At 68.6% G+C, this 21493-nt stretch carries 18 protein-coding genes; 10 read left to right on the forward strand and 8 right to left on the reverse strand.

Annotation, left to right across the window (positions count from 1 at the left end; all coding sequences use genetic code 11):
* Positions 1 to 151 precede the first annotated feature (151 nt).
* Positions 152 to 922 (forward strand): CHAD domain-containing protein, encoded by a 771-nt coding sequence (locus ACW9UL_RS10105; RefSeq protein WP_457790533.1) that lies wholly within the window; start codon positions 152 to 154, stop codon positions 920 to 922.
* Between the two features lie 106 nt (positions 923 to 1028).
* Positions 1029 to 1826, forward strand: a complete 798-nt coding sequence (locus tag ACW9UL_RS10110; protein ID WP_457790534.1) for an acyl-CoA thioesterase — start codon at positions 1029 to 1031, stop codon at positions 1824 to 1826.
* 1 nt (position 1827) lies between these two features.
* On the opposite strand, the gene ACW9UL_RS10115 is transcribed toward ACW9UL_RS10110, so the two are convergent.
* The 3 genes from ACW9UL_RS10115 to ACW9UL_RS10125 all read right to left on the reverse strand — a co-directional run bounded on the left by ACW9UL_RS10115 (position 1828) and on the right by ACW9UL_RS10125 (position 4674).
* Positions 1828 to 2190: an Mpo1-like protein gene (locus ACW9UL_RS10115; RefSeq protein WP_457790536.1), complete on the reverse strand. Its 363-nt coding sequence runs from the start codon at positions 2188 to 2190 to the stop codon at positions 1828 to 1830.
* A gap of 101 nt (positions 2191 to 2291) precedes the next feature.
* The gene (locus ACW9UL_RS10120) at positions 2292 to 3761 is read right to left on the reverse strand and encodes a methyl-accepting chemotaxis protein (protein WP_457790538.1); all 1470 of its coding nucleotides are present in this window, start codon (positions 3759 to 3761) and stop codon (positions 2292 to 2294) included.
* Between the two features lie 85 nt (positions 3762 to 3846).
* A complete protein-coding gene (locus ACW9UL_RS10125; protein WP_457790540.1) occupies positions 3847 to 4674 on the reverse strand; it encodes a TatD family hydrolase in 828 nt (275 codons plus the stop codon).
* 228 nt (positions 4675 to 4902) lie between these two features.
* On the opposite strand from ACW9UL_RS10125, the gene ACW9UL_RS10130 reads away from it, so the two are divergent.
* Together ACW9UL_RS10130 and ACW9UL_RS10135 are read left to right on the forward strand one after the other, a co-directional pair.
* Complete coding sequence (locus ACW9UL_RS10130) at positions 4903 to 6318, forward strand: MltF family protein (protein WP_457790542.1); 1416 nt, start codon at positions 4903 to 4905, stop codon at positions 6316 to 6318.
* Between the two features lie 105 nt (positions 6319 to 6423).
* Positions 6424 to 6858 (forward strand): DoxX family protein, encoded by a 435-nt coding sequence (locus ACW9UL_RS10135; protein WP_021446008.1) that lies wholly within the window; start codon positions 6424 to 6426, stop codon positions 6856 to 6858.
* A gap of 63 nt (positions 6859 to 6921) precedes the next feature.
* Here the strand turns inward: ACW9UL_RS10135 and ACW9UL_RS10140 are convergent, their stop codons facing one another.
* Positions 6922 to 7857, reverse strand: a complete 936-nt coding sequence (locus ACW9UL_RS10140; RefSeq protein WP_021446007.1) for a LysR family transcriptional regulator — start codon at positions 7855 to 7857, stop codon at positions 6922 to 6924.
* 142 nt (positions 7858 to 7999) lie between these two features.
* Between ACW9UL_RS10140 and ACW9UL_RS10145 the strand changes: the two genes are divergently transcribed.
* Positions 8000 to 9229, forward strand: coding sequence for an acyl-CoA dehydrogenase (locus ACW9UL_RS10145; protein WP_021446006.1), 1230 nt, complete (start codon positions 8000 to 8002; stop codon positions 9227 to 9229).
* Between the two features lie 48 nt (positions 9230 to 9277).
* On the opposite strand, the gene ACW9UL_RS10150 is transcribed toward ACW9UL_RS10145, so the two are convergent.
* The 4 genes from ACW9UL_RS10150 to xthA form a co-directional block, all read right to left on the reverse strand.
* Positions 9278 to 9466 (reverse strand): hypothetical protein, encoded by a 189-nt coding sequence (locus ACW9UL_RS10150; RefSeq protein ID WP_021446005.1) that lies wholly within the window; start codon positions 9464 to 9466, stop codon positions 9278 to 9280.
* 3 nt (positions 9467 to 9469) lie between these two features.
* Positions 9470 to 10471, reverse strand: coding sequence for a TerC family protein (locus tag ACW9UL_RS10155; protein WP_457790545.1), 1002 nt, complete (start codon positions 10469 to 10471; stop codon positions 9470 to 9472).
* Positions 10472 to 10638: 167 nt separating this feature from the next.
* Positions 10639 to 12021 (reverse strand): substrate-binding domain-containing protein, encoded by a 1383-nt coding sequence (locus tag ACW9UL_RS10160; RefSeq protein ID WP_457790547.1) that lies wholly within the window; start codon positions 12019 to 12021, stop codon positions 10639 to 10641.
* Between the two features lie 98 nt (positions 12022 to 12119).
* Positions 12120 to 12932, reverse strand: a complete 813-nt coding sequence (xthA, locus tag ACW9UL_RS10165) for an exodeoxyribonuclease III (protein WP_397497154.1) — start codon at positions 12930 to 12932, stop codon at positions 12120 to 12122.
* 137 nt (positions 12933 to 13069) lie between these two features.
* Between xthA and ACW9UL_RS10170 the strand changes: the two genes are divergently transcribed.
* From ACW9UL_RS10170 to tpx, 5 genes are all read left to right on the forward strand, one after another.
* Positions 13070 to 13714 carry a GNAT family N-acetyltransferase gene (locus tag ACW9UL_RS10170; RefSeq protein ID WP_031303986.1) on the forward strand — a complete coding sequence of 215 codons (645 nt, stop codon included), beginning with the start codon at positions 13070 to 13072 and terminating at the stop codon, positions 13712 to 13714.
* A 68-nt stretch (positions 13715 to 13782) separates the two neighbouring features.
* Complete coding sequence (locus ACW9UL_RS10175) at positions 13783 to 15510, forward strand: autotransporter assembly complex protein TamA (protein WP_457790549.1); 1728 nt, start codon at positions 13783 to 13785, stop codon at positions 15508 to 15510.
* Positions 15507 to 19187 (forward strand): translocation/assembly module TamB domain-containing protein, encoded by a 3681-nt coding sequence (locus ACW9UL_RS10180; protein ID WP_457790551.1) that lies wholly within the window; start codon positions 15507 to 15509, stop codon positions 19185 to 19187. The genes ACW9UL_RS10175 and ACW9UL_RS10180 overlap by 4 nt, the downstream gene beginning before the upstream one ends.
* A 270-nt stretch (positions 19188 to 19457) precedes the next feature.
* On the forward strand, positions 19458 to 20828 hold the full coding sequence (locus tag ACW9UL_RS10185; protein ID WP_021441836.1) for an alanine/glycine:cation symporter family protein: 1371 nt from the start codon (positions 19458 to 19460) through the stop codon (positions 20826 to 20828).
* 116 nt (positions 20829 to 20944) lie between these two features.
* Complete coding sequence (gene tpx, locus ACW9UL_RS10190) at positions 20945 to 21445, forward strand: thiol peroxidase (protein ID WP_021441837.1); 501 nt, start codon at positions 20945 to 20947, stop codon at positions 21443 to 21445.
* The last annotated feature ends 48 nt before the right edge of the window (positions 21446 to 21493 follow it).

The following is a 21493-nucleotide window of genomic DNA, read 5'->3' on the forward strand; positions in this document are numbered from 1 at the left end:
CGCACCGCGAGCGACGGGATGCCCGGTGCGCATGGCCTGGGCGGCCCCGAGATATGCTACGCGCCGGCATCACCTAGGGTGGATGACGCGCTTTTCATCCACCCTAGGACCGGCAGTGGTGAATGACCGATCCGAGTAAGGGGATGTGCGCATGAAGGGTTTCGTCGAGCGGATTCTGGCCCGGGTGCTGGCGTTGCAGGTGCGTCTGTACGCCTGCCAGGCGCGTCTGGCAGGTGCCACCGACGCGGAAGCCCTGCACGATCTGCGTATCGCCCTGCGCCAGCTGCGCAGCCTGCTGCGACCCTTGCGCGGCCTGCCGGCGGTGGACGCGCTGGAGCAGGGCGCCGCCGTGCTGGGGCGCCTCAGCGGGCCGTTGCGCGACCGCGAGGTGCTGACGGTCGAGTTGCGTCGCCTGGGGCTGAGCGAGTTGGCCCAGGCCGGCGAGGCGCGGCGGGTCGCCGGACATGCCGTCGTCGCCGCCAGTCGCGAGCTGGCCGACTTGCAGCTGCTGCTCGATGCCTGGCCGGGCAACTGGCGCCAGGCCGCAGCCGAGGGCCAGCTGCGCGGCGTGGGCAAGCGCATCCGCCGCCGTTTGCGCCGTCAGCGGCGCCAGCTGGCGCGTGCCCTGCGCGACCCGGCGCACGACCGCCACCGCCTGCGCCTGCTGATCAAGCGGGTGCGTTACGCCGCCGAGGCCTATCCGCTGCACAGCGGCCTGGACGCCGCGGCGCAGGGCCGGTTGAAGCGCGCGCAGAGCGAGCTGGGCGACTGGCACGATCACCTGCAATGGCTGGCGCAGAGCGATTCCAGCGAGGCCCTGCAGTCCTGCCGCGCGGCCTGGTTGCAGGCCCAGGCGGCAGCCGAACGGCGCGCGGACGAGGCGTTGCTGGCGCTGCATGGCGACTTCTTGCTGGATAAATAAGGCGACATTTTCGCCGTAACTATGGCCGGATAGCCATTCTTTCGGCCTATCGTTCGGCCTCCACCATCCCCTAAGATCGACGCCATCTATCGTTTGCGAGGTGGCTATGACCTTTTCCGAATTGCTGCAGGCCGTGCGCTCCAACCCCGAGGCGCTGGTGATTCCGTCGCTCTGGGGCCAGGGGCGCGCCAGTTTCGGCGGCCTGGTGGCGGCGCTGGCCTTCGAGGCCATGCGCGCCAAGGTGCCGGTGGGGCGCCCGGTGCGCTCGCTGGCCATCACCTTCGTCGGCCCGGTGGCGGCGGACGTGCCGGTGAGCTTCCAGGCCGAGGTGCTGCGCGAGGGCAAGGCGGTCAGCCAGCTGTGCCTGCGCGCGGTGCAGGACGGCCAGGTGGTGACCATGGTGCAGGGCAGTTTCGGCGCCGCGCGCGCCTCGGCCATCGACGTGGCGCCGCTGCCGGCGCCGCAGATCGAGCCGGCCGAGCGTTGCCAGGAGCTGCCGTACCTGCGCGGCGTCACCCCCGAGTTCACCCGCTTCCTGGCCATGCGCTGGGGCATCGGTGGCATGCCCTTCACCAACAACCCTTCGCGGCAGATGGGCGGCTGGGTACGCCTGCGCGGCGAGGCCGAGCCGCAGGCGCTGAGCGAGGCGCATCTGCTGGCGCTGGTCGATGCCTGGCCGCCGGCGGTGCTGCCGCATCTGAAGAGCCCGGCGCCGGGCAGTTCGCTGACCTGGACCATCGAGTTCGTCCAGCCGCTGCGGGAGCTGAGCACCGAGCACTGGTGCCTGTACCGCGCCGAGATCGAGCACGCCCGCGACGGCTACGGCCATATCGCCGCGGCGTTGTGGAGCCCGGCGGGCGAGCTGATCGCCATCAGCCGGCAGACGGTGACGGTATTCGGCTGAGTCAGTGCCGCTTGCGCCGGCGCCAGGCGCGCCACCAGGCGCCGTTGAAGAGAAAGCGCGGGAAGGTCACGCACTGTTCCAGCAGCAGGCGTTTGACCGCATCGCGCTTGCCGGCGAAGGGCTCCGGCGCCTGCTGCTCGAAGCGGTGACCCTGGCGCTGCAGGGCGAGAGCGGCCAGCAGGCCGATGGCGCCCAGTGCCAGGGGTACGAAGCCCAGGCGCCACAGGCCGATCAGTAACAGCGCGGCCGACAGCAGAAACAGCGGCACGGCCAGCAGGTGCAGCAGCAGGTTGGTCGGGTGCCGGTGCTGCTCGGCGTAGTGGCGCCATTGCCAGGCCAGCAGGTTGGGGCGGCGTTTGCTCATGCTGCATTCCTCTGGGTCATGCAGCGAGTCTAGGCCGGCCGCCTGGGCTCCGGCGAATTGCCCCTGGCTATGGTGCAGATAGGCTCAAACCTAAAGGCCTGCTACAGGCGCAGCTGGCGGATCGCCTGGCTCAGCTCGCCGGCCAGCTCGGCCAGTTGCTGGCTGGTGGCGGCGGAGTCGAGGGTCTGGCCGACGGTCTGCTCGGTGACGTCGCGGATGCCCACCACCGAACGGCTCATCTCCTCGGCCACCTGACTCTGCTGGGCGGCGGCCACGGCGATCTGGGTATTGCTGTCGCGCATCAGCGCCACCGCGGCGGTGATCGCCGCCAGCGCCTCGCCGGCTTCCTGCGCCAGCTGCACGCAATGATTGGCGCTGTCGGAACTCTCGCGCATGAACTCCACGGCGTCGCGGGTGCCGGCCTGCAGGTGGCCGATCATCTGGGTGATTTCGTCGGTGGAGTCCTGCACCCGTTTGGCCAGGTTGCGCACCTCGTCGGCCACCACGGCGAAACCGCGGCCCATCCCGCCGGCACGCGCCGCTTCGATGGCGGCGTTGAGCGCCAGCAGGTTGGTCTGCTCGGCGATGCCGTGGATCACCCCGACCACCCGGTTGATGTGCTGGCTGTCCTCGGCCAGGCGCTCGATGGTACCGGCGCTCTGCTGCACGCCGCGCGACAGCCCGGCGATGGACTGCTCGACGCGACCGACCGCGGCCTGGCCTGCGCGGGCCAGCTGGTCGGCGTTGTGCGACTGGTCGCGGGTGCTGCCGGCGTGCTCGGCGATGTGCTGCACGGTGGCCGACATCTGGTTGATCGCGGTGGCCGCCTGGTCGGTCTCGCTCTGCTGGTCGAGCATGCCCTGGCGCACCGCGCCCATGCGCTCGGCCATGCTGCGGGTGCCGCTGTCCAGTTCGGCGGCGACCTGGCCGACGGTGCCGACCACACGCTGGTAGCCGGCCTGCATGGCGTTGAAGGCGGCGGCCATCTGGCCGACCTCGTCGCGGCCCTCCAGCGGCGCGCGCAGGGCCAGGTCGCCGCTGCGCTCGACCTGCAGCATCACGTCCTTGAGGGTGTTGAGGTGGCTGAGCAAAAAGCGGATCAGCAGCTGCGAGGCGGCCAGAAGCAGCAGCATCAGTCCGGCCACGGCGCCGGCGTAGGCCAGTGCGTGCTCGGCGAACAGCTGGCGCAGGCCGGGCGCGCGGGTCAGCAGGGCCACGCGGCGACCGTCGCTCAGGGTCGCCAGCTGCGCGCCGATCAGCGGGGATTCGCTCAGCCAGGGATCGTGCGCCAGCGCCTGCCAGCCGCTGGCGTCGGCCTGACCCAGGGCGCCGGGCAGGCGTTCGCCATCTTGCAGCGTGCGCAACTGCGCGAGGGCCGGTAGCGCCGCCTGCGTCGGCCAGTGCGCCAGCAGGCGCGCCTGCTCCACCGCGGCCTGGCGGGCATCGACGGCGCGTGCGCGCTGTTCGGTATGCAGGGCGAACAGCACCAGCAGCAGGCTGGTGGCGAAGGCCACGGCGTTGACCGCCCAGAACTTGTACTTGAGGGAAATATCGCTGATCCAGGCGCCCATGCTTTGTAGTGTCCGCGTAAGACAGCCGTTATTGGCCAAATGCCAGCAGTGTCGTCGAGACCCGGGGCGCAAGTGTTGACCGGGATCAAGACTCCGCTGCGGCGCGCTCCGGCAGTGGCGGCAGGGCGAAGAAGGCGCGGGCGCAGGCGGTGGTTTCGGCGGCCAGCTGCGCCTGGCTCTGGCCGCGGTGCAGCGCCACCTCGCGCAGCACTTCGCCAAGGAAGGCCGGCTCGTTGCGACCGTTTTTCGGCTTGGGTCGCAGGCTGCGCGGCAGCAGGAAGGGCGCGTCGGTCTCCAGCATCAGACGGCCGCTGGGGATGTCCTTGAGCAGCGGATGCAGGTGGGTGCCGCGGCGCTCGTCGCAGACCCAGCCGGTGATGCCTATATGCAGGTCGAGATCCAGATAGGCGTAGAGCGCCTGGCGCTCGCCGGTGAAGCAGTGCACCACCGCCGCCGGCAGCCGGTCGCGAAAATCGCGGAGAATCTCCAGCAGGCGCTGGCTGGCCTCGCGCTCATGCAGGAACACCGGCATATTCAGCTCGGCGGCCAGCGCGAGTTGCTGCTCCAGGGCCTTCTCCTGCAGCGGTCTGGGGGAGAAATCGCGGTCGAAGTCCAGTCCGCATTCGCCCACCGCGCGCACCTCGGCTTCGCCCAGCAGGGCCTTGAGCCTGTCGGCGCTGGCGCCGTTCCAGCTGCTGGCGTCGTGCGGATGCACCCCGGCGGTGCTGAACAGCCGCTCGCCGCTGCCGTCCAGCCGTCGACACAGCGCCAGGCTGGCTTCGCTTTCGGCCAGACTGGTGCCGGTCAGCAGCATCTGGCAGACGCCGGCGGCGTAGGCGCGCTCGAGCAGGGCTTCGGCCTGCGCGGCGAGGCTGGGGTGGGTCAGATTGACGGCGATATCGATGAGTTGCATGGTGCCACCTGGTCTGGGCGAAGGGGGAGCATAGCAGAAGCATTCCGTTCGTCAGAAAGGCAATTAGAAACAATAGGTTGGCGACGCTTTTTAAGATTGATGCAAGGTTGCGGGCTGGCGCCGCCGGCGCCAGCTGTGCGACCCTCCGCGCCCCGCGCGAAGCTTGGGAACTTGTTTCGCGGGTTGTGCTCTGAGTCCGGCGGCCTGCCGCCCATCCCTGGAGAATCGATGTCGCGATTGCTGTTGATCCTGTGCCTGCTGGCCCTGCTGCCGCTACCGGCCAGCGCGCGCCTGATCGGCCCGCCGGAAGTCGGCAGTCAGGCCCGCAGCGCCCGCGACCTGCCGGCGATCCGCAGCAGCGGCGAGCTGCGCGTGCTGGTCAACCAGAGCCGCAACAGCTCGGGCTCGGTCAAGGGCCAGAGCATCGGCGTCGAGTACCACCGCCTGCGCGCCTTCGAGCAGTACCTCAACCGCAACGCCCGCGACGGCCGCAGCCTGCGCCTGAAGATCATCCCCACGGCCAAGGACCAGCTGCTCGGCGCCCTGCAGCGCGGCGAGGGCGATCTGGTGGCGCCGGGCGAGCTGCTCAACGTGCGTGCCGGGCGCGACGTCAGCGCCAGCGCGGCGATCCGCCGCGAGGTGCCGCTGGTGTTGGTGGCGAAGCAGGGCAACCGGCATTACCGCAGCCTCGAACAACTGGCCGGGCGCAGCCTGTCGCTGCCGGCCGGCAGCGCGGTGGGCGAGGCGCTGCGCAAGGTCAACCAGCAACTGGCGGCGCGCAAGCTGCCGCCGATCGTGGTGGAGTGGGTCGACCCCAGTCTGGCGGTGGAGGACGTGCTGGAAATGGTCCAGGCCGGCATCTTCGAGCGCACCGCGGTGGAACTGCCGATCGCCGAGCGCTGGGCCAAGGTGATGCCCAAGCTCAGGGTGGACAGGCACCTGGTGCTGGCGCGTGACGGCGACATGAGCTGGTTCGTGCGTCCGGATGCGCCGATGCTGCGCGCCAGCATCGACCGCTTCTTCAGCGGCTACCAGAGCCCGGCCGACCAGGACGCCGCCTTCCAGCGCGTCTACCGGCGTCTGTACAAGGTCCATTCGCCGCTCGACCGCACCGAGCGCCAGCGCCTGGAGCGGGTGCGCCCGGTGCTGCAGCAGCATGCCGAGCGCCAGGGCTTCGACTGGCTGCTGCTGGCGGCGCTGGCGTTCAAGGAGTCGACCCTCAACCCCTCGGCGCGTGGCGCCAGCGGTGCCACCGGGCTGATGCAGATCACCCCGGCGGCGGCGCGCGCCGTCGGCGTGAGCAATATCGCCAGCCTGGACGGCAATGTGCTGGCCAGCAGCAAGTACCTGGCGATGATCCGCCGCACCTTCTTCAACAGCCCGCAGCTCAACGAGCGCGAGCGCATGGCCTTCGTCCTCGCCGGCTACAACCTCGGCCCGCAGCGGGTGCAGAGCCTGCGCGCCGAGGCACGCAGGCGCGGCCTCAATCCCAATCAGTGGTTCTTCCAGGTCGAGCGTGTGGCCATGGAGCAGATGGGCATGGGCGTGGTGAGTTATGTGAATGCGGTGAATAAGTACTACCTTGCTTATGACCGTGAGCGCTATCTGCTCGAACCGCAAAAACAGCGGCTGACGGCCAACTAGCTATCTATCAATTCGATATTAATTAGTGGTTTTTTGCTGTTTTTAAATCGAATTAATTGGTTATTCTGTGCGCCATCAACTCTCACACACGAAGGAAGCGCTGTAATGAACAACCTGATCAAGAGCATCACCGCCACCCAGGCCGGCTTCGGCATCACCATCCTGCGCATTGTCGCCGGTATCACCTTCGCCGCTCATGGCGCGCAGAAGCTGTTCGGCTGGTTCGGCGGCTATGGTCTGGCCGGCGTGGCGCAGTGGATGGAAAGCATCGGCCTGACGCCGGGCTACCTGATGGCGCTGGGGGCCGGTAGCGCCGAGTTCTTCGGCGGTCTCGCCCTGATCGTCGGCCTGCTGGCTCGCCCGGCGGCCGCGGTGCTGGCGGTGACCATGCTGGTGGCCATCGTCACCGTGCACCTGCAGCACGGCTTCTTCATGAGCAACAACGGCTACGAGTTCGCCCTGGCGCTGATGGCGATGAGCCTGGCGGTGCTGGTCGAAGGCGCCGGCAAGCTGTCGCTGGATGGCCAGCTCGCCCGCTGATTCTCCCCGCCCGAAACGAGAAGGCCCGCATCTGCGGGCCTTCTTGCGTTTACCACCTTTCACTCAGGCGGCGGGGGCCTGTTCGGCCTTCTTCTCCTGCGCGGTGACCTGCTGGGCCAGCTCGATCATCTGCTCGCGCATCCAGCGGTTGGCCGGGTCCTGATCGGTGCTTTCGTGCCAGTACAGATGGGTTTCCAGCGCCGGCACGTCGCCGACCGGCAGCGTCACGTGGTGCAGGTGATGACGGCGGGCGAAGCGCTCCGGCACGGTGATCACCATATCGGTCTGCAGCATTACGCTGCTGGCCATCAGGTAGTGCTGCGAGCGCAGGGCGATCTTGCGCTGGATGCCCATCTTGCCCAGGGCCAGATCCACGTAGCCCAGACCGCTGCGGCGGCTGGAGATGTGGATGTGGGTCAGCGACAGGTACTCGTCGAGGCTGATCTTGTCCTTGGCCAGCGGGTGGCCCGGGCGCATGGCGCAGACGTAGCGGTCATCGAGCAGCTTGACGTGGCGCACCTGCGGGTCGGTGTTGAGCGGCGCGTCGACGGCGAAGTCCAGGCGCCCGGCGGCCAGCTCCTTGGTGGTTTCGCGGCGCTTGGCCAGAAAGCTCTCGATGCACACGTTCGGCGCCAGGCGGCGCAGGCGCTGGAACAGCGGCGGCAGGAGAATCTGCTCGGAGAGGTCGGTCATGCTGATGCGGTAGGTCTTGTTCGCCTGCTGCGGGTTGAAGGTGCGGCTCTCCTGCACCGATACGCGCAGCAGCTGCAGGGCATTGCGCACCGGGCCGATGATGTTCTGCGCCATCGGCGTCGGCACCATGCCCTGGGCGGTGCGCACGAACAGCGGGTCGTTGAAGGTCTCGCGCAGGCGGGCCAGGGCGTTGGACACCGCCGGCTGGGTGATGCCGACGATCTGCCCGGCACGGGTCAGGTTGGCCTCGGTGTAGATGGCGTCGAAGACGATGAAGAGGTTCAGATCCACCTTGGTCAGGTTCATGCCGGATGCGCTCCAGGGCTGTCGATATCAATCGATCATATATCGGTTATGAATGTTCATACACGCTAAAAATAGGTTCGATAAATCTTAGGCGCTGTTCTAGCATCTTTTCCACAACCGCACAGCCAAGAAGGTAGCCCCCATGGATTTCGCCTACTCCCCCAAGGTTCAACAGCTGCGTGAGCGCGTCACGGCGTTCATGGAAGCGCACGTCTACCCGGCCGAAGCGGTGTTCGAACGGCAGGTGGCCGAGGGCGACCGCTGGCAGCCCACCGCGATCATGGAAGAGCTGAAGAACAAGGCCAAGGCCGAGGGCCTGTGGAACCTGTTCCTGCCCGAGTCGGACTACGGCGCCGGCCTGAGCAACACCGAGTACGCGCCGCTGGCCGAGATCATGGGCCGCTCGCTGATCGGCCCGGAGCCGTTCAACTGCGCCGCGCCGGACACCGGCAACATGGAGGTGTTGGTGCGCTACGGCAACGAGGCGCAGAAGCGTCAGTGGCTGGAGCCGCTGCTGTCCGGCGAGATCCGCTCGGCCTTCGCCATGACCGAGCCGGGTGTGGCCTCGTCCGACGCCACCAATATGCAGGCCAACGCCCGCCGCGAAGGCGACGAGTGGGTGATCAACGGTCGCAAGTGGTGGACCTCCGGCGCCTGCGATCCGCGCTGCAAGGTGATGATCTTCATGGGCCTGACCAACCCGGACGCGCCGCGCCACCAGCAGCATTCGATGATCCTGGTGCCGATGGACGCCCCCGGCGTCACCGTGCTGCGTCCGCTGCCGGTGTTCGGCTACGACGACGCGCCGCACGGCCACGCCGAGGTGCTGTTCGAGAACGTGCGGGTGCCCTACGAGAACGTGCTGCTCGGCGAGGGGCGCGGCTTCGAGATCGCCCAGGGTCGCCTCGGCCCGGGCCGCATCCACCACTGCATGCGTTCGATCGGCATGGCCGAGCGGGCCCTGGAGCTGATGTGCAAGCGCGCCGTTTCGCGCACCGCCTTCGGCAAGCCGCTGGCACGCCTGGGCGGCAATATCGACCATATCGCCGACTCGCGCATGGAGATCAACCAGGCGCGCCTGCTGACCCTCAACGCCGCCTACATGATGGACACCGTCGGCAACAAGATCGCCGCCAGCGAAATCGCCCAGATCAAGGTGGTGGCGCCCAACGTGGCGCTCAGGGTGATCGACCGGGCGATCCAGATGCACGGCGGCGCCGGGGTCTCCAACGACTTCCCGCTGGCCTACTGGTACGCCATGCAGCGCACCCTACGTCTGGCCGACGGCCCGGACGAGGTGCATCGCGCCGCCATTGGCAAGTACGAGATCGGCAAGTACGTGCCGCGCGACGTGATGAAAGCCAGCCGCTGAACCAGGCGCTGAAAAGGACGAGGCCCGCATTTTTGCGGGCCTCGTCGTTTATGTCGGTTGCGACTCCTTGTCGTCGGAGTTCCGTGCCTGATCCAGCCAGCCGAGGCGCATGTGCAACTGCGCGGCAAAGGCGCGCGCGGCCAGCTCCTCGTGAAAGGTCAGCGCGCGGCGGCCGACGCGCACCTGCCACAGGCGCTGGCCGCCACGCTCCAGCTCATCTATGCGTACATCCGCCATGCTTCAACTCTGTTGTCGATCGAGACCGGCCCGGTTGCGGGTTCTCAGCAGGGAGAGGATCACGCCGCCGGCCAGCAGGCCCAAGGTTACGCCAAGCGAGAGCAGGGCGGGAACCTTGACCAGGTCGTGGAGGAAGATCTTGCCGCCGATGTACATCAGCACCAGCGCCAGGGCGTACTTCAGGTAGATGAAGCGGTGCATCAGCGCGGCCAGGGCGAAATACAGCGAACGCAGGCCGAGGATGGCGAAGATGTTCGAGGTGTAGACGATGAAGGGGTCCTGGGAAATGGCCAGCACCGCCGGCACGCTGTCGACGGCGAACACCAGGTCGGCCAGCTCGATCAGCACCAGCGCCAGCAGCAGCGGCGTGGCATGCAGCAGTGGCTTGCCGCTGACCTGGTCCTTCAGACGCACCAGGAAGTGGCCCTCGTGCAGCTCGTCGGTGACCCGGATATGCCGGCGCAGGAAGCGCAGCAGCGGGTTCTGCGCCAGATCCGGGTGATGTTCCTGCTCGTGCTCGCTGCGCAGCATCTTGAAGCCGCTGAACAGTAGGAAGGCGCCGAACAGGTAGAGGATCCAGTCGAACTGCTGCACCAGCGCCGTGCCCAGGCCGATCATGATGGCGCGCAGCACTATCACCCCGAGGATGCCCCAGAACAGCACGCGGTGCTGGTAGCGGCGGGGGATGTTGAAGTAGCCGAGGATCATCGCCATGACGAAGACGTTGTCCATCGACAGCGACTGCTCGACGAGAAAACCGGTGTAGTACTCCAGCGCCTTGGTCGCGCCGAGCTGCCACCAGATCCAGCCGCCAAAGGCGACGCCGACGCTGAAGTAGCCCGAATACAGCAGCAGGCTCTCGCGCATCTCGATTTCGTGCTGGTCACGGTGCAGCACGCCGAGGTCGAGCACCAGCAGGGTGACGATCAGCACTAGAAAGGCCAGCCAGAACCAGCCGGGGGTACCGAACAGCGGGGTGGTGAAAAAGGCGAGTAGAGCGTCCATGAGCCCTCCCTAAATGTCTGCCTGAGTTGAATATCGACTCAGTGACTCCGACATCACGGTGAGAGCTCACCGCCAGAGGGGCCCGGCGTCACGCTCAGACAGGCTAGCGCTTAACCCGGCAAGCCTCAAGCCAGGCCGCGGTTTTGCTCCACCTGCCGCTTGCAACTCTAGTAGACCCAGACCTCGACCCGGCGATTGCGGATGCGCCCGTGGTCTTCGCTGTTGGCCGCCACCGGCAGCTCGTCGCCGAGACCGGTGATCTCGCGAAACAGCACCCCCTGCCTGGCCAGCTCGCGGCGCACGGCCATGGCCCGTAGCTTGGACAGCAGCTCGGCGCGGGCCGGGTCGCTCTTGGCGTCGCCGAAGCCCACCAGCACCACCTGGTTATGCAGCTTGTCGTGGCGCTTGAGGTAGTCCAGCACCCGTGCCAGGTCGCGCTGGGCCTTGGTGTCCAGGCTGGCGCTGCCTTCCTGGAAGCGGAAGTTCACCGACAGGCGCTGCGCCCGTTCGGCCAGCTGGCGATAGCCGGCCGGCATCTGTGCGCTGGGTTCGACGCGGATCGCTTGCACCGTCTGGGCGATAAAGCCGCTGGCGTCGACTATGGCCTGGCCGCGCGGGCTGTGGGCGAAGTCGATCAGCGCCTGGGCCCAGGGGTTGTCCGGTTGCGGCTGGTTGTAGAGGAACAGCCGGCGCGACAGCGGGTAGTCCTCGGTGGCGATCAGCGTGGTGCTTGGCGGCATCGGCTGCGAGTCGCCGGCGGCGATGGCCACCGCCTTGGCCTGGCGGATATAGGGCAGGCCGATAAAGCCGATGCCCTGCGGATCGCCGCTGACCGCATCGGACAACTGGGTGCTCGACTCGAAGCGCTGGGCGCCGGCGGCGAGGCTGCGCCCGCCCGGTGCCAGCACCAGCTCCTTGAAGGTGTCGTAGGTGCCGGAGTTGTCGTCGCGGGCGTACAAACGCACCGCCCCGGGGTTGCCGCCCAGCTCGCGCCAGTCGCCGATCTCGCCGGCGAACAGCTGCGCCACCTGTTCGACGCCGAGCGCCGCGATGGGGTTGCTCGGGTGCAGGATGATGGCCAGGCCGTCGATGGCGATCACCTGTTCGGCCTGCGCGCTGCGCAGATCGCCGAGACCGGCCAGGGCGGTGGCTTCGCCGTCCTTGATCGGCCGCGACGAGGCGGCCAGGTCCGCCGTGCCGTCCTTGAGCGCGGCGAAGCCGGTGCCCGAGCCATGGGCGGCGACCTCGACTATCACCGCGCGGCCGTCGGCGTGGCGCGCCAGCAGGCGCTGTTCGTTCTCCGCCGCGCCGGCCTCGCTGCGGATATCGCGCAGGCCCTGGGCCTCGAACAGGCCCTTGACCAGTTCCGGGCCGAGCTTGGCGCCGATGGTGTTGGAGCCCTGCAGGCGCAGCACCGGCTGCCCGCCCTGCGAGGCGGGCAGGGCGGCGAACACCGACAGCGGCAGGGCGTAGCAGATGAAGCCGAGGACCAGCAGGGACAGGGTGCGACTCCAGAGGTCGCGGTCGACGGCGGACGGGGCGCGCGGCATGCGGCAGACACCTTCTAGTGGGTGATGGAGAGTGCCGCGCAGATTAAGTCAGTCAGGTTTCAGTGATATGACGGCGCTGGGGCGCGCCGTAGAGCCTCTCAGCCCAGTTCCAGCCAAATCGGCGCATGATCCGAGGGCTTGTCCATGCCGCGCAGTTCGTAATCGATGCCGGCGTCCTTGAGCCGGCCCTGCAGTGCCTGGCTGGCGAGGATCACGTCGATGCGCAGGCCGCGCTTGGGCTCGTCCTCGAAGCCGCGGCTGCGGTAGTCGAACCAGCTGAAGCGGTCATTCACCCCGGGGTTGAGCTGGCGGAAGCTGTCGACCAGGCCCCAGTTCTTCAGGGTCGCCAGCCACTCGCGCTCCTCCGGCAGGAAGCTGCACTTGCCGGTCTTCAGCCAGCGCAGGCGGTTGGGTTCGCCGATGCCGATGTCGCAGTCCTCGGGACTGATGTTGATGTCGCCCATCACCACCAGCGCCTGCTGCGGATCGAAGCGCTCGACCAGCAACTGCTGCAGGTCGGCGTAGAAGCGCTGCTTGGCGGGGAACTTCACCGGATGCTCGCGGCTTTCGCCTTGCGGGAAGTAGCCGTTCATCACGGTCACCGGCTGGCCCTGGGCGTCGGTGAAGGTGGCGTAGATAAAGCGCCGCTGGGCGTCCTCGGCGTCGCCGGGAAAGCCCTTGTGCAGGTTCAGCGGTTCTTGGCGCGAGAGCAGGGCGACGCCGTAATGACCCTTCTGCCCGTGATAGTGCACGTGGTAGCCGAGCTGGCGGATCTCGGCCTCGGGGAATTGCTCGTCGGCCACCTTGGTTTCCTGCAGGCCGATCACGTCCGGCTGGTGCTTGTCGATCAGGGCCTGCAGCTGATGGGGGCGGGCGCGCAGGCCATTGATATTGAAGGAGACGATTTTCATGGGCGGCGAGTCCTGGGCAAAAGGCGATGCTAGCCGATCCGCCGCGCTCGCGGCCAGCGCCTGGCAGGGCCCTGGCGGCGGTGCTAAGTTGGCTGTGACGCGTCCGACCGCACAACGCATAACAACAGAGGTCCGCCATGCCCCATAACGCTCCTGCCGAAGTCCGCATGCTCGACGGCGGCTACGCCCGCGAAGTGCGTTCGCTGCTCTACCACGCCTACCGCCACGAGCCGACCTTCGCCTACCTGTTCGAGGCCGAGCGGCCGGGCTTCGACCAGCGGGTGCGGGCCACGGTGCGCGAACTGGTGCAGCAGCACTTCGCCGAGGAGCTGCCGGCCATCGGCCTGCTGCTCGATGACCGGCTGATCGGCACCGCGCTGATCGCCCCGCCGCAGCGGCGCCTGGATATCACCGAGAGCTGGGGCTGGCGTCTGCGCATGCTGCTGAGCACCGGTTTCCGCTGCACCAAGCGCTACCTCGAATACCACGACGCGGTGCTCGCCTGCCTGCCGCCGGGGCCCTATCACGTGCTGCCGCTGCTCGGCATCCATCCCGAGTTCCAGGGCCAGCACCGCGGCGAGCAACTGCTCGAAGCGCTGCACGATTGGTGCGCCGAGGATGCCGGCTCGCAGGGCGTGGTGCTGGACACCGGCAATGCGCGCTACCTGGATTTCTACAAGCGCCAGGGTTACGAGGAAATCGGCGAACTGGCCATTGGCCCGGTGGTAGAGCACGTGTTCTTCCACCCCAATCCGCAACCGGTGGCGCGGGCCCGCGCCTGAACCCTGGCTGTCACCGCCGTTCTCCACCGCTCTAGCTCGCCGTCCGCTCCGTGATAGCATCCCCGGCCATGAGCGTATATGGACATATCCGGCGCAGCCTGGCGCTGCTGCTGATCAGCACCGGCGCCCTCGCCGCCGGTGAGCTGGACGTGCGCATCAGCCCGGCCAATGCGGCCCTCAAGGCCAATATCGAAGGCTACGTGGGCAGCCTCGAGGGTCGCGACGGCCAGGCGCTGCGGCGCTTGCGCCGGGTCGCCGAGGCCGAGGCGGACAAGGCCGCGCAGGCGCTGGGCTACTACCAGGCGCGCATCCGCAGCCGCATTGAGGAGGGCGAGACGCCGCGCCTGGTATTGGAGGTGGAGCCCGGCGAACGGGTGCGCCTGCGCAACGTCGACATCCGCATCGAAGGCCCGGCCAGCGAGCTGGCCGCCTTTCGCCTGCCCAGCGCCAGCCGCCTGCAGCCCGGCGCGGTGCTGCACCACGGCCGCTACGAGGACGCCAAGCGGCTGATCCAGAACCAGGCCTCGCGCTACGGCTTCTTCGACGGCCGCTTCTCCCGCCAGCGCCTGGATATCGACCCCGTCGCCGGGGTCGCCGATATCGAGCTGGTGTACGTCAGCGGGCCGCGCTACCGCCTCGGCGACCTCGCCTTCAGCGGCGACTTTCCCTTCGACGAGGCGCTGCTGCGGCGCATGGTGCCGTTCCAGGCGGACACCCCCTACGATTCCGAGCTGATCGCCGAGCTGTACCAGGCGCTGCAGTCCAGCGGCTACTTCGAGTCGGTGCGCATCGACGCCATTCCCACCCAGGCCGAGCAGCTGCGCATTCCCGTGGCGGTCGCGCTGGTGACCCGCGAGCCGCGCACCCTGGGCCTGGGTGTGGGGTTCTCCACCGACGTCGGGCCGCGCCTGCGCGGCTCCTGGACGCGCCATTGGCGCAACCCGCAGGGTCATAGCTACGGGGTGGAGACCGAGCTGTCGGCGCCAAGGCAGAACCTCGGTCTGTGGTACGACATGCCCGGCGACCCGCCGTTGACCGACAAGCTGCGCCTGGCCGGCGGCTACCAGTACGAGGAACTGGCCAGCAAGGACAGCCTCAGCCGTCTGCTCACCCTTGGTCCGGAGTGGCACAGCCAGCGCGCCGGCGGCTGGCAGCGGGTGCTGTCGCTCAAGTGGCAGCGCGAGGAGTACCGTCTGGGCGACGACTCCGGCCTGAGCACCCTGCTGATGCCGGGCGTCAGCTATTCGCTGCTACGCAGCGACAACCGCCTCGATCCGCGGCGCGGCTATCGCCTGCAGTTCGATGTCTCCGGCGCGGTGGACGGGGTGCTCTCCGACGCCAACGTGGTGCACGGCAACGTCATGCTCAAGGGCCTGACCACGGTGCTGGACAACCATCGCCTGCTCGGCCGCGTGCAACTGGGCGGCACCGAGACCAACGGCTTCTCCGGCGTGCCGCCGTCGCTGCGCTTCTTCGCCGGCGGCGACCAGAGCGTGCGCGGCTACGACTACCAGAGCCTGTCGCCGGAGAACGACCGCGGCGACAAGATCGGCGGCCGCTACCTGTTCGCCGCCAGCGCCGAGTACCAGTACAGCCTGACGGACAAGTGGCGCCTGGCCACCTTCGTCGACCAGGGTAACGCGTTCAACTCGCTGGACTTTCCCACCCTCAAGACCGGCGTCGGCTTTGGCCTGCGCTGGGTCTCGCCGGTCGGCCCGCTGCGCCTGGACCTGGCCCATGCGCTGGACGACGAGGGCGGCGTGCGCCTGCACTTCTCCATGGGGCCGGAACTATGAGGCGCGCACTCAAGTGGCTGGCGGCGGGGCTGCTGAGCCTGGCGCTGCTGCTCGGCGCGGCAGTGCTGGGCCTGCTGGGGACCCAGGGCGGCAGCCGCTGGCTGCTGGCGCAGGTGCCGGGGCTGACGGTGGAGAACTTCAGCGGCCGGCTCGCTGCGACCTGGCAGGCCGATGTGCTGCGCTGGCAGCAGGACGGGCTGCGCGCCGAGCTGCACCAGGTGGATTTCGCCTGGTCGCCGGCCTGCCTGCTGCGCCTGAGCCTGTGCCTGGATCGCCTGCACCTGCGACAGGCCGCGCTGAACCTGCCCGCGAGCGGGGAGGCGAGTGGCGAGCCGCTGCGCCTACCGCAGTTGAAGCTGCCGCTGCGCCTGCAACTGGGCGATATCCAGCTCGGCGAGTTGCGCCTCGACGGCCAGGCCCAGTTCAGCGAACTGAGCCTGATCGCCGCCTGGAACGAGCAGGGCGTGACGTTGCAGCGCCTGAGCCTGCGCCGCGACGAGCTCAGCCTGGAACTCAGCGGCGAGCTGACCCCGCAGGGCGACTGGCCGCTGGCCGTCAGCGGGCGCCTGCAGTTGCCGGAGGTGGACGGCAAACCCTGGCAGCTGGCGCTGCAGGTCGGCGGCGAGCTGCAGCGCAGCCTGACCCTGCAGGCCGACAGCACGGGCTATCTGGAGGCGCGCCTGGTCGGCGAGGTGCAGGCCCTGGCCGAGCACCTGCCGGCCGAGCTGCGCCTGAGCAGCGGCGACTTCGCGCCCAACAGCGCCTTGCCACCGACCCTGCGCCTGCAGCAGCTGGAGCTGCGCGCCACGGGCGATCTGGCCAGCGGCTACCGCATCGACGGCGAGGCCAGCCTGCCGGCCGAGCAGGCGCCGATCGCCGTGCGCCTGCGCGGGCGCGTCGAGGCCCAGGGCGCGGATATCGAGCTGCTGCGCCTGCAGGGCGACGCCGAGCAGCACCTGCAGCTGCAGGGCCGCCTCGACTGGCGCGAGGCCTTCGCCGCCGACGCCAAGCTGGACTGGCAGGCCTTCCCCTGGCAGCGCCTGTACCCGCTGGAGCAGGCGCCGCCGGTGAGCCTGCAGCAGTTGCAGGCCGAATTCAGCTACAGCGGCGGCAACTACCTGGGCAACTTCGCCGGACAGCTGCAGGGGCCGGCCGGCGCCTTCAGCCTGAGCAGCCCGGTCAGCGGCGATCTCGAGCAGATCAGCCTGCCGCAACTGCAGCTGCGGGCCGGCCAGGGCAAGCTCGACGGCGTGCTCAAGCTGGGCTTCGCCGCGGGCATCGACTGGCAGGCCATGCTCCAGCTCAGCGAACTGGATCCCGGTTACTGGCTGGCCGAGATGCCCGGCCGGCTCGGCGGGCCGCTGAACAGCCGCGGCAGTTTCAGCGAGGGCCGCCTGCAGGCGCAGGCCGATATCGACCTGGCCGGGCGCCTGCGCGGCCAGCCCGCGCAGCTGCAGGTACAAGGCGCCGGCGCCGGCGAGCAATGGCAGGTGCAGCGCTTGCTGGTGCGTCTGGGCGACAACCGCCTGAGCGGACAGGGTGCGCTGGATCAGCGCCTGCGCGGCCAGCTGCAACTGGCGTTGCCGCGCCTCGGTCAGCTCTGGCCGGGCCTGCAGGGTCAGGTGCAGGGCAGCCTGGAACTGGCCGGTACGCTGCAGGCGCCGCAGGGCCGGTTGCAGCTCGGCGGCGAGCGCCTGGCCTTCGGCGAGCCCAGCCTGCGCCGTCTGCAGCTGGACGCCAGCCTGGATGCCCGTCAGCAGGGCAGGCTGGCGCTGCAGGCGCGCGGCATTCGCCTCGGCGACACCTACCTCGGCCGCCTGCAGGCCGATGGCCAGGGCGATGCGCGGCGCCAGGCACTGCAGCTGGATCTGCAGGGCCCGCTGCTGCAAACGGCCCTGGCGCTGGACGGCAACCTGAGCGAGCAGGGCGACTGGCGCGGGCGCATCGCCAGCGGGCGCATCCAGAGCGGCGGCCAGGACTGGCAGCTGCAACAGCCGGCGGCGCTGCAGCGCCTGGCCAGCGGCCAGCTGAGCCTGGGCGCGCATTGCTGGCGGGCCGGCGATGCCAGCCTGTGCGGCGGTCAGCAGCGCCTGGCGCCGCAGCCGAGCCTGGATCTGCGCCTGGAGAATTTCCCCCTGGCCAGCCTGCAACCCTGGCTGCCAGCGGATTTCGCCTGGCAGGGGCGGCTCGACGGCCGGCTCGAGCTGGAGCTGCCGGCCAGCGGCCCCAACGGGCGCATCCTGCTGGATGCCGGCGGCGGCAGCCTGCGCATTCGCCAGCCGGAGCAGGACGAGTGGCTGGATTTCCCCTACACCAGCCTGCGCCTGGACAGCACGCTGCGCCCGCAGCGGGTGGACAGCGAGCTGCGCCTGCTCAGCGAACGTCTCGGCGAACTGAGCCTGCAGGCGCAGCTCGATCCGCGTCCGGCGCACAAGCCGCTCAGCGGCCAGTTCCGCCTGACCGGTTTCGACCTGGCCGTGCTGCGGCCCTTCGTGCCCATGGCCGAGCGCCTGGAGGGGCGCCTGCAGGGCAGCGGCACGCTGTCCGGGCCGCTGTTGGCGCCGCAGGTCGATGGCCAGCTGCGCCTGGACGACGGCGAACTGGCCGGCAGCGAACTGCCGCTCAGCCTGCAGGCGCTGCAGCTGCAGGCGCTGATCGCCGGCGAGCGGCTGCAGCTGGCCGGCGACTGGCGCAGCGGCGAGCAGGGGCGCGGCAACCTGCGCGGCGAGCTGAGCTGGGCCGAGGGGCTGAGCGGCGATCTGTCCGTGCAGGGCCAGCGCCTGCCGCTGAAGGTCGAGCCCTATGCCGAGCTGGAAGTGGAACCGGACCTGCAGTTGCAGCTGCGCGCCCAGCAACTGGCGGTGCGCGGCAAGGTCGGCATCCCGCGCGGGCAGATCAGCGTGCGCGAGCTGCCGGCCTCCACCGTCAAGCTGTCCGGCGATGCGCGGGTGGCCGGGCGCGAGGCGCCGCTGGAGGAGGAGGCGCTGGGCATCGCCATGGATGTCGATGTCGAGGTCGGCCAGGACAAGCTGGCCTTCCGCGGCTTCGGCCTGAGCGCCGACCTGCGCGGGCGCGTGCATATCGGCGACGACCTCGACACCCGCGGCGAGCTGGACCTGGTGAACGGCCGCTATCGCGCCTACGGCCAGCGCCTGACCATCCGTCGGGCGCGTCTGCTGTTCACCGGGCCCATCGATCAGCCGTTCCTCGACGTCGAGGCGATTCGCCGGGTGGACAATGTGGTCGCCGGCATCCGTCTGTCCGGCAGCGCCGAGCAACCCAGCACCACGGTGTTCGCCGAGCCGGCGATGAGCCAGGAGCAGGCGCTGTCCTACCTGGTGCTGGGCCGGCCGCTGGGGCAGGGCAGCGGCGACAACAACATGCTCGGCCAGGCCGCGCTGGCCCTGGGCCTGGCCGGCAGCAGTTCGCTGACCAGCAGCCTGGCCAGCAGCCTGGGCATCCAGGATTTCCAGCTCGACACCGAGGGCAGCGGCATCACCACCAGCGTGGTGGCCAGCGGCAACCTCACCGAGCGCCTCAGCCTGCGCTACGGCGTCGGCGTGTTCGAACCGGCCAATACCATCGCGCTGCGCTACCAGCTCGGCCGCAGGCTCTATCTCGAGGCCGCCAGTGGCTTGGCCAGTTCCCTGGACCTGTTCTATCGGCGCGATTTCTAGCCGGCGTGGAACTGCTCTGGCTTTTCCGGGGCCGAGCCGACTTATCCAGGTGTTTCGTGCGGCTTTTCCCCAACCGTTTGGAGAATGGTCGCGTTAATTTTTTTCTAAATAGTGAAAAGAACTTATTTCGTCTTCGTATACTTAGCCGCCCCCTCGATCCGGCAACCCTGGTGCAGCGCGGGGCGGTGACGAAAAAACGGCACTGTCTATCCGGCAGTCGATCATGCGACGGGTACCCAACCGCGCAACTACAAGAATAAGGACCCTTCAATGGAAGCCATAACCAACTTGGTGAACCAACTCAACGGCCTGGTCTGGGGCCCACCCATGCTGGTGCTGATCCTCGGTACCGGGCTGTTCCTCATGCTGCGCCTGAAGTTCATGCCGCTGGCCAAGATCGGCCCCGGCTTCAAACTGATGTGGCAGGGGCGCAAGAAAGACGACGAAGAAAGCGGCGAGATCAGCCCGTTCCAGGCGCTGATGACCTGCCTGGCCGCCACCGTCGGCACCGGCAACATCGCCGGCGTGGCCACCGCCATCTTCCTCGGCGGCCCCGGCGCGCTGTTCTGGATGTGGTGCACCGCGCTGGTGGGCATGGCCACCAAGTACTGCGAAGTGGTACTGGCCGTGCACTACCGCGAGAAGGACGACCGCGGCGAGCACGTCGGCGGCCCGATGTACGCGATCAAGAACGGCCTGGGCGCCAAGTGGGCCTGGCTCGGCGGCGCCTTCGCCATCTTCGGCGGCCTGGCCGGCTTCGGCATCGGCAACATGGTGCAGGTCAACTCCATGGCCCACGCCCTGGAAACCACCTTCAGCGTGCCGCTGTGGGTCACCGGCCTGGTGACCATGGTGTTCGTCGGCCTGGTCATCCTCGGTGGCATCAAGCGCATCGGCAAGGTCGCCGCCTCGCTGGTGCCGGCCATGTGCGTGGCCTATATCGTCGCCTCCATCGTCGTGCTGGTGGTCAACGCCAGCCAGATTCCGGCGGCCTTCGAGATGATCTTCACCTATGCCTTCACCCCGGTCGCCGCCACCGGTGGCTTCGCCGGTGCGGCGGTGATGGCGGCGATCCGCTTCGGCGTGGCCCGCGGCATCTTCTCCAACGAGGCGGGCCTGGGCACCGCCGGTATCGCCCAGGCGGCCGGCACCACCAGCAGCCCGGTGCGCTCGGGGATGATCGGCATGCTCGGGACCTTCATCGACACCATCATCATCTGCTCGATGACTGGTCTGGCGATCATCTGCTCCGGCGTGTGGACCAGCGGCGCCAGCGGCGCGGCACTGTCGGCGGCGGCCTTCGAGTCGGCCATGCCGGGCATCGGCGGGGCGATCCTGACCGTCGCCCTGGTGGTGTTCGCCTTCACCACCATCCTCGGCTGGAGCTACTTCGGCGAGAAATGCTGGGAATACCTGGTCGGCACCAAGGCGATCCTGCCGTTCCGCCTGGTCTGGGTCGTCGCGGTGCCGTTCGGCGCCATCGCCCAGCTGGACTTCGCCTGGCTGCTGGCCGATACCCTCAACGGCCTGATGGCCATCCCCAACCTGCTCTCGCTGCTGTTGCTGAGCCCGGTGGTGGTGGCGCTGACCCGCGAGTACTTCGCCAAGCAAGCGAATGTGTCGCCAGTGTCGGCAAAGTAGTCTGACCTCCGGGTCAGCTTGATCCGCAGCCTGACGAGGGCGCGTTCTAGGCTTGCCAAAAGCCCGGATCGCGCCCTTACTCTTCTACCCTCACTTCGCAGAAAAGGATTCTCCCCATGGCGCAAGTCACCCTCAAAGGCAACCCGGTTCCGGTCGACGGTCAACTGCCGCAGGTCGGTCAGCAAGCACCGGCCTTCAGCCTGGTCGGCAAGGACCTCGGCGACGTCAGCCTGGCCAGCCTGGCCGGCAAGCGCAAGGTGCTGAACATCTTCCCCAGCATCGACACCCCGACCTGCGCCACCTCGGTGCGCAAGTTCAACGCCGAGGCCGCGCAACTGGCCAACACCGTGGTGCTGTGCATCTCCGCCGACCTGCCGTTCGCCCAGGCGCGCTTCTGCGGCGCCGAAGGCCTGGACAACGTGATCAACCTGTCGACCATGCGCGGCGCCGATTTCCTCAAGAACTACGGCGTGGCCATCGCCGGCGGCCCGCTGGCCGGCGTCGCCGCCCGTGCGGTGGTGGTGCTGGACGAGAACGACAAGGTGCTGCACAGCGAGCTGGTCGGCGAGATCGCCGACGAGCCGAACTACGCGGCGGCCCTGGCGGTGCTCAAGTAACCACCCGTGCTGGAACGACGGCCTGCTCTGCAGGCCGTTTTTATTTGT

The organism is Pseudomonas sp. PL-6 (genome assembly GCF_054110165.1).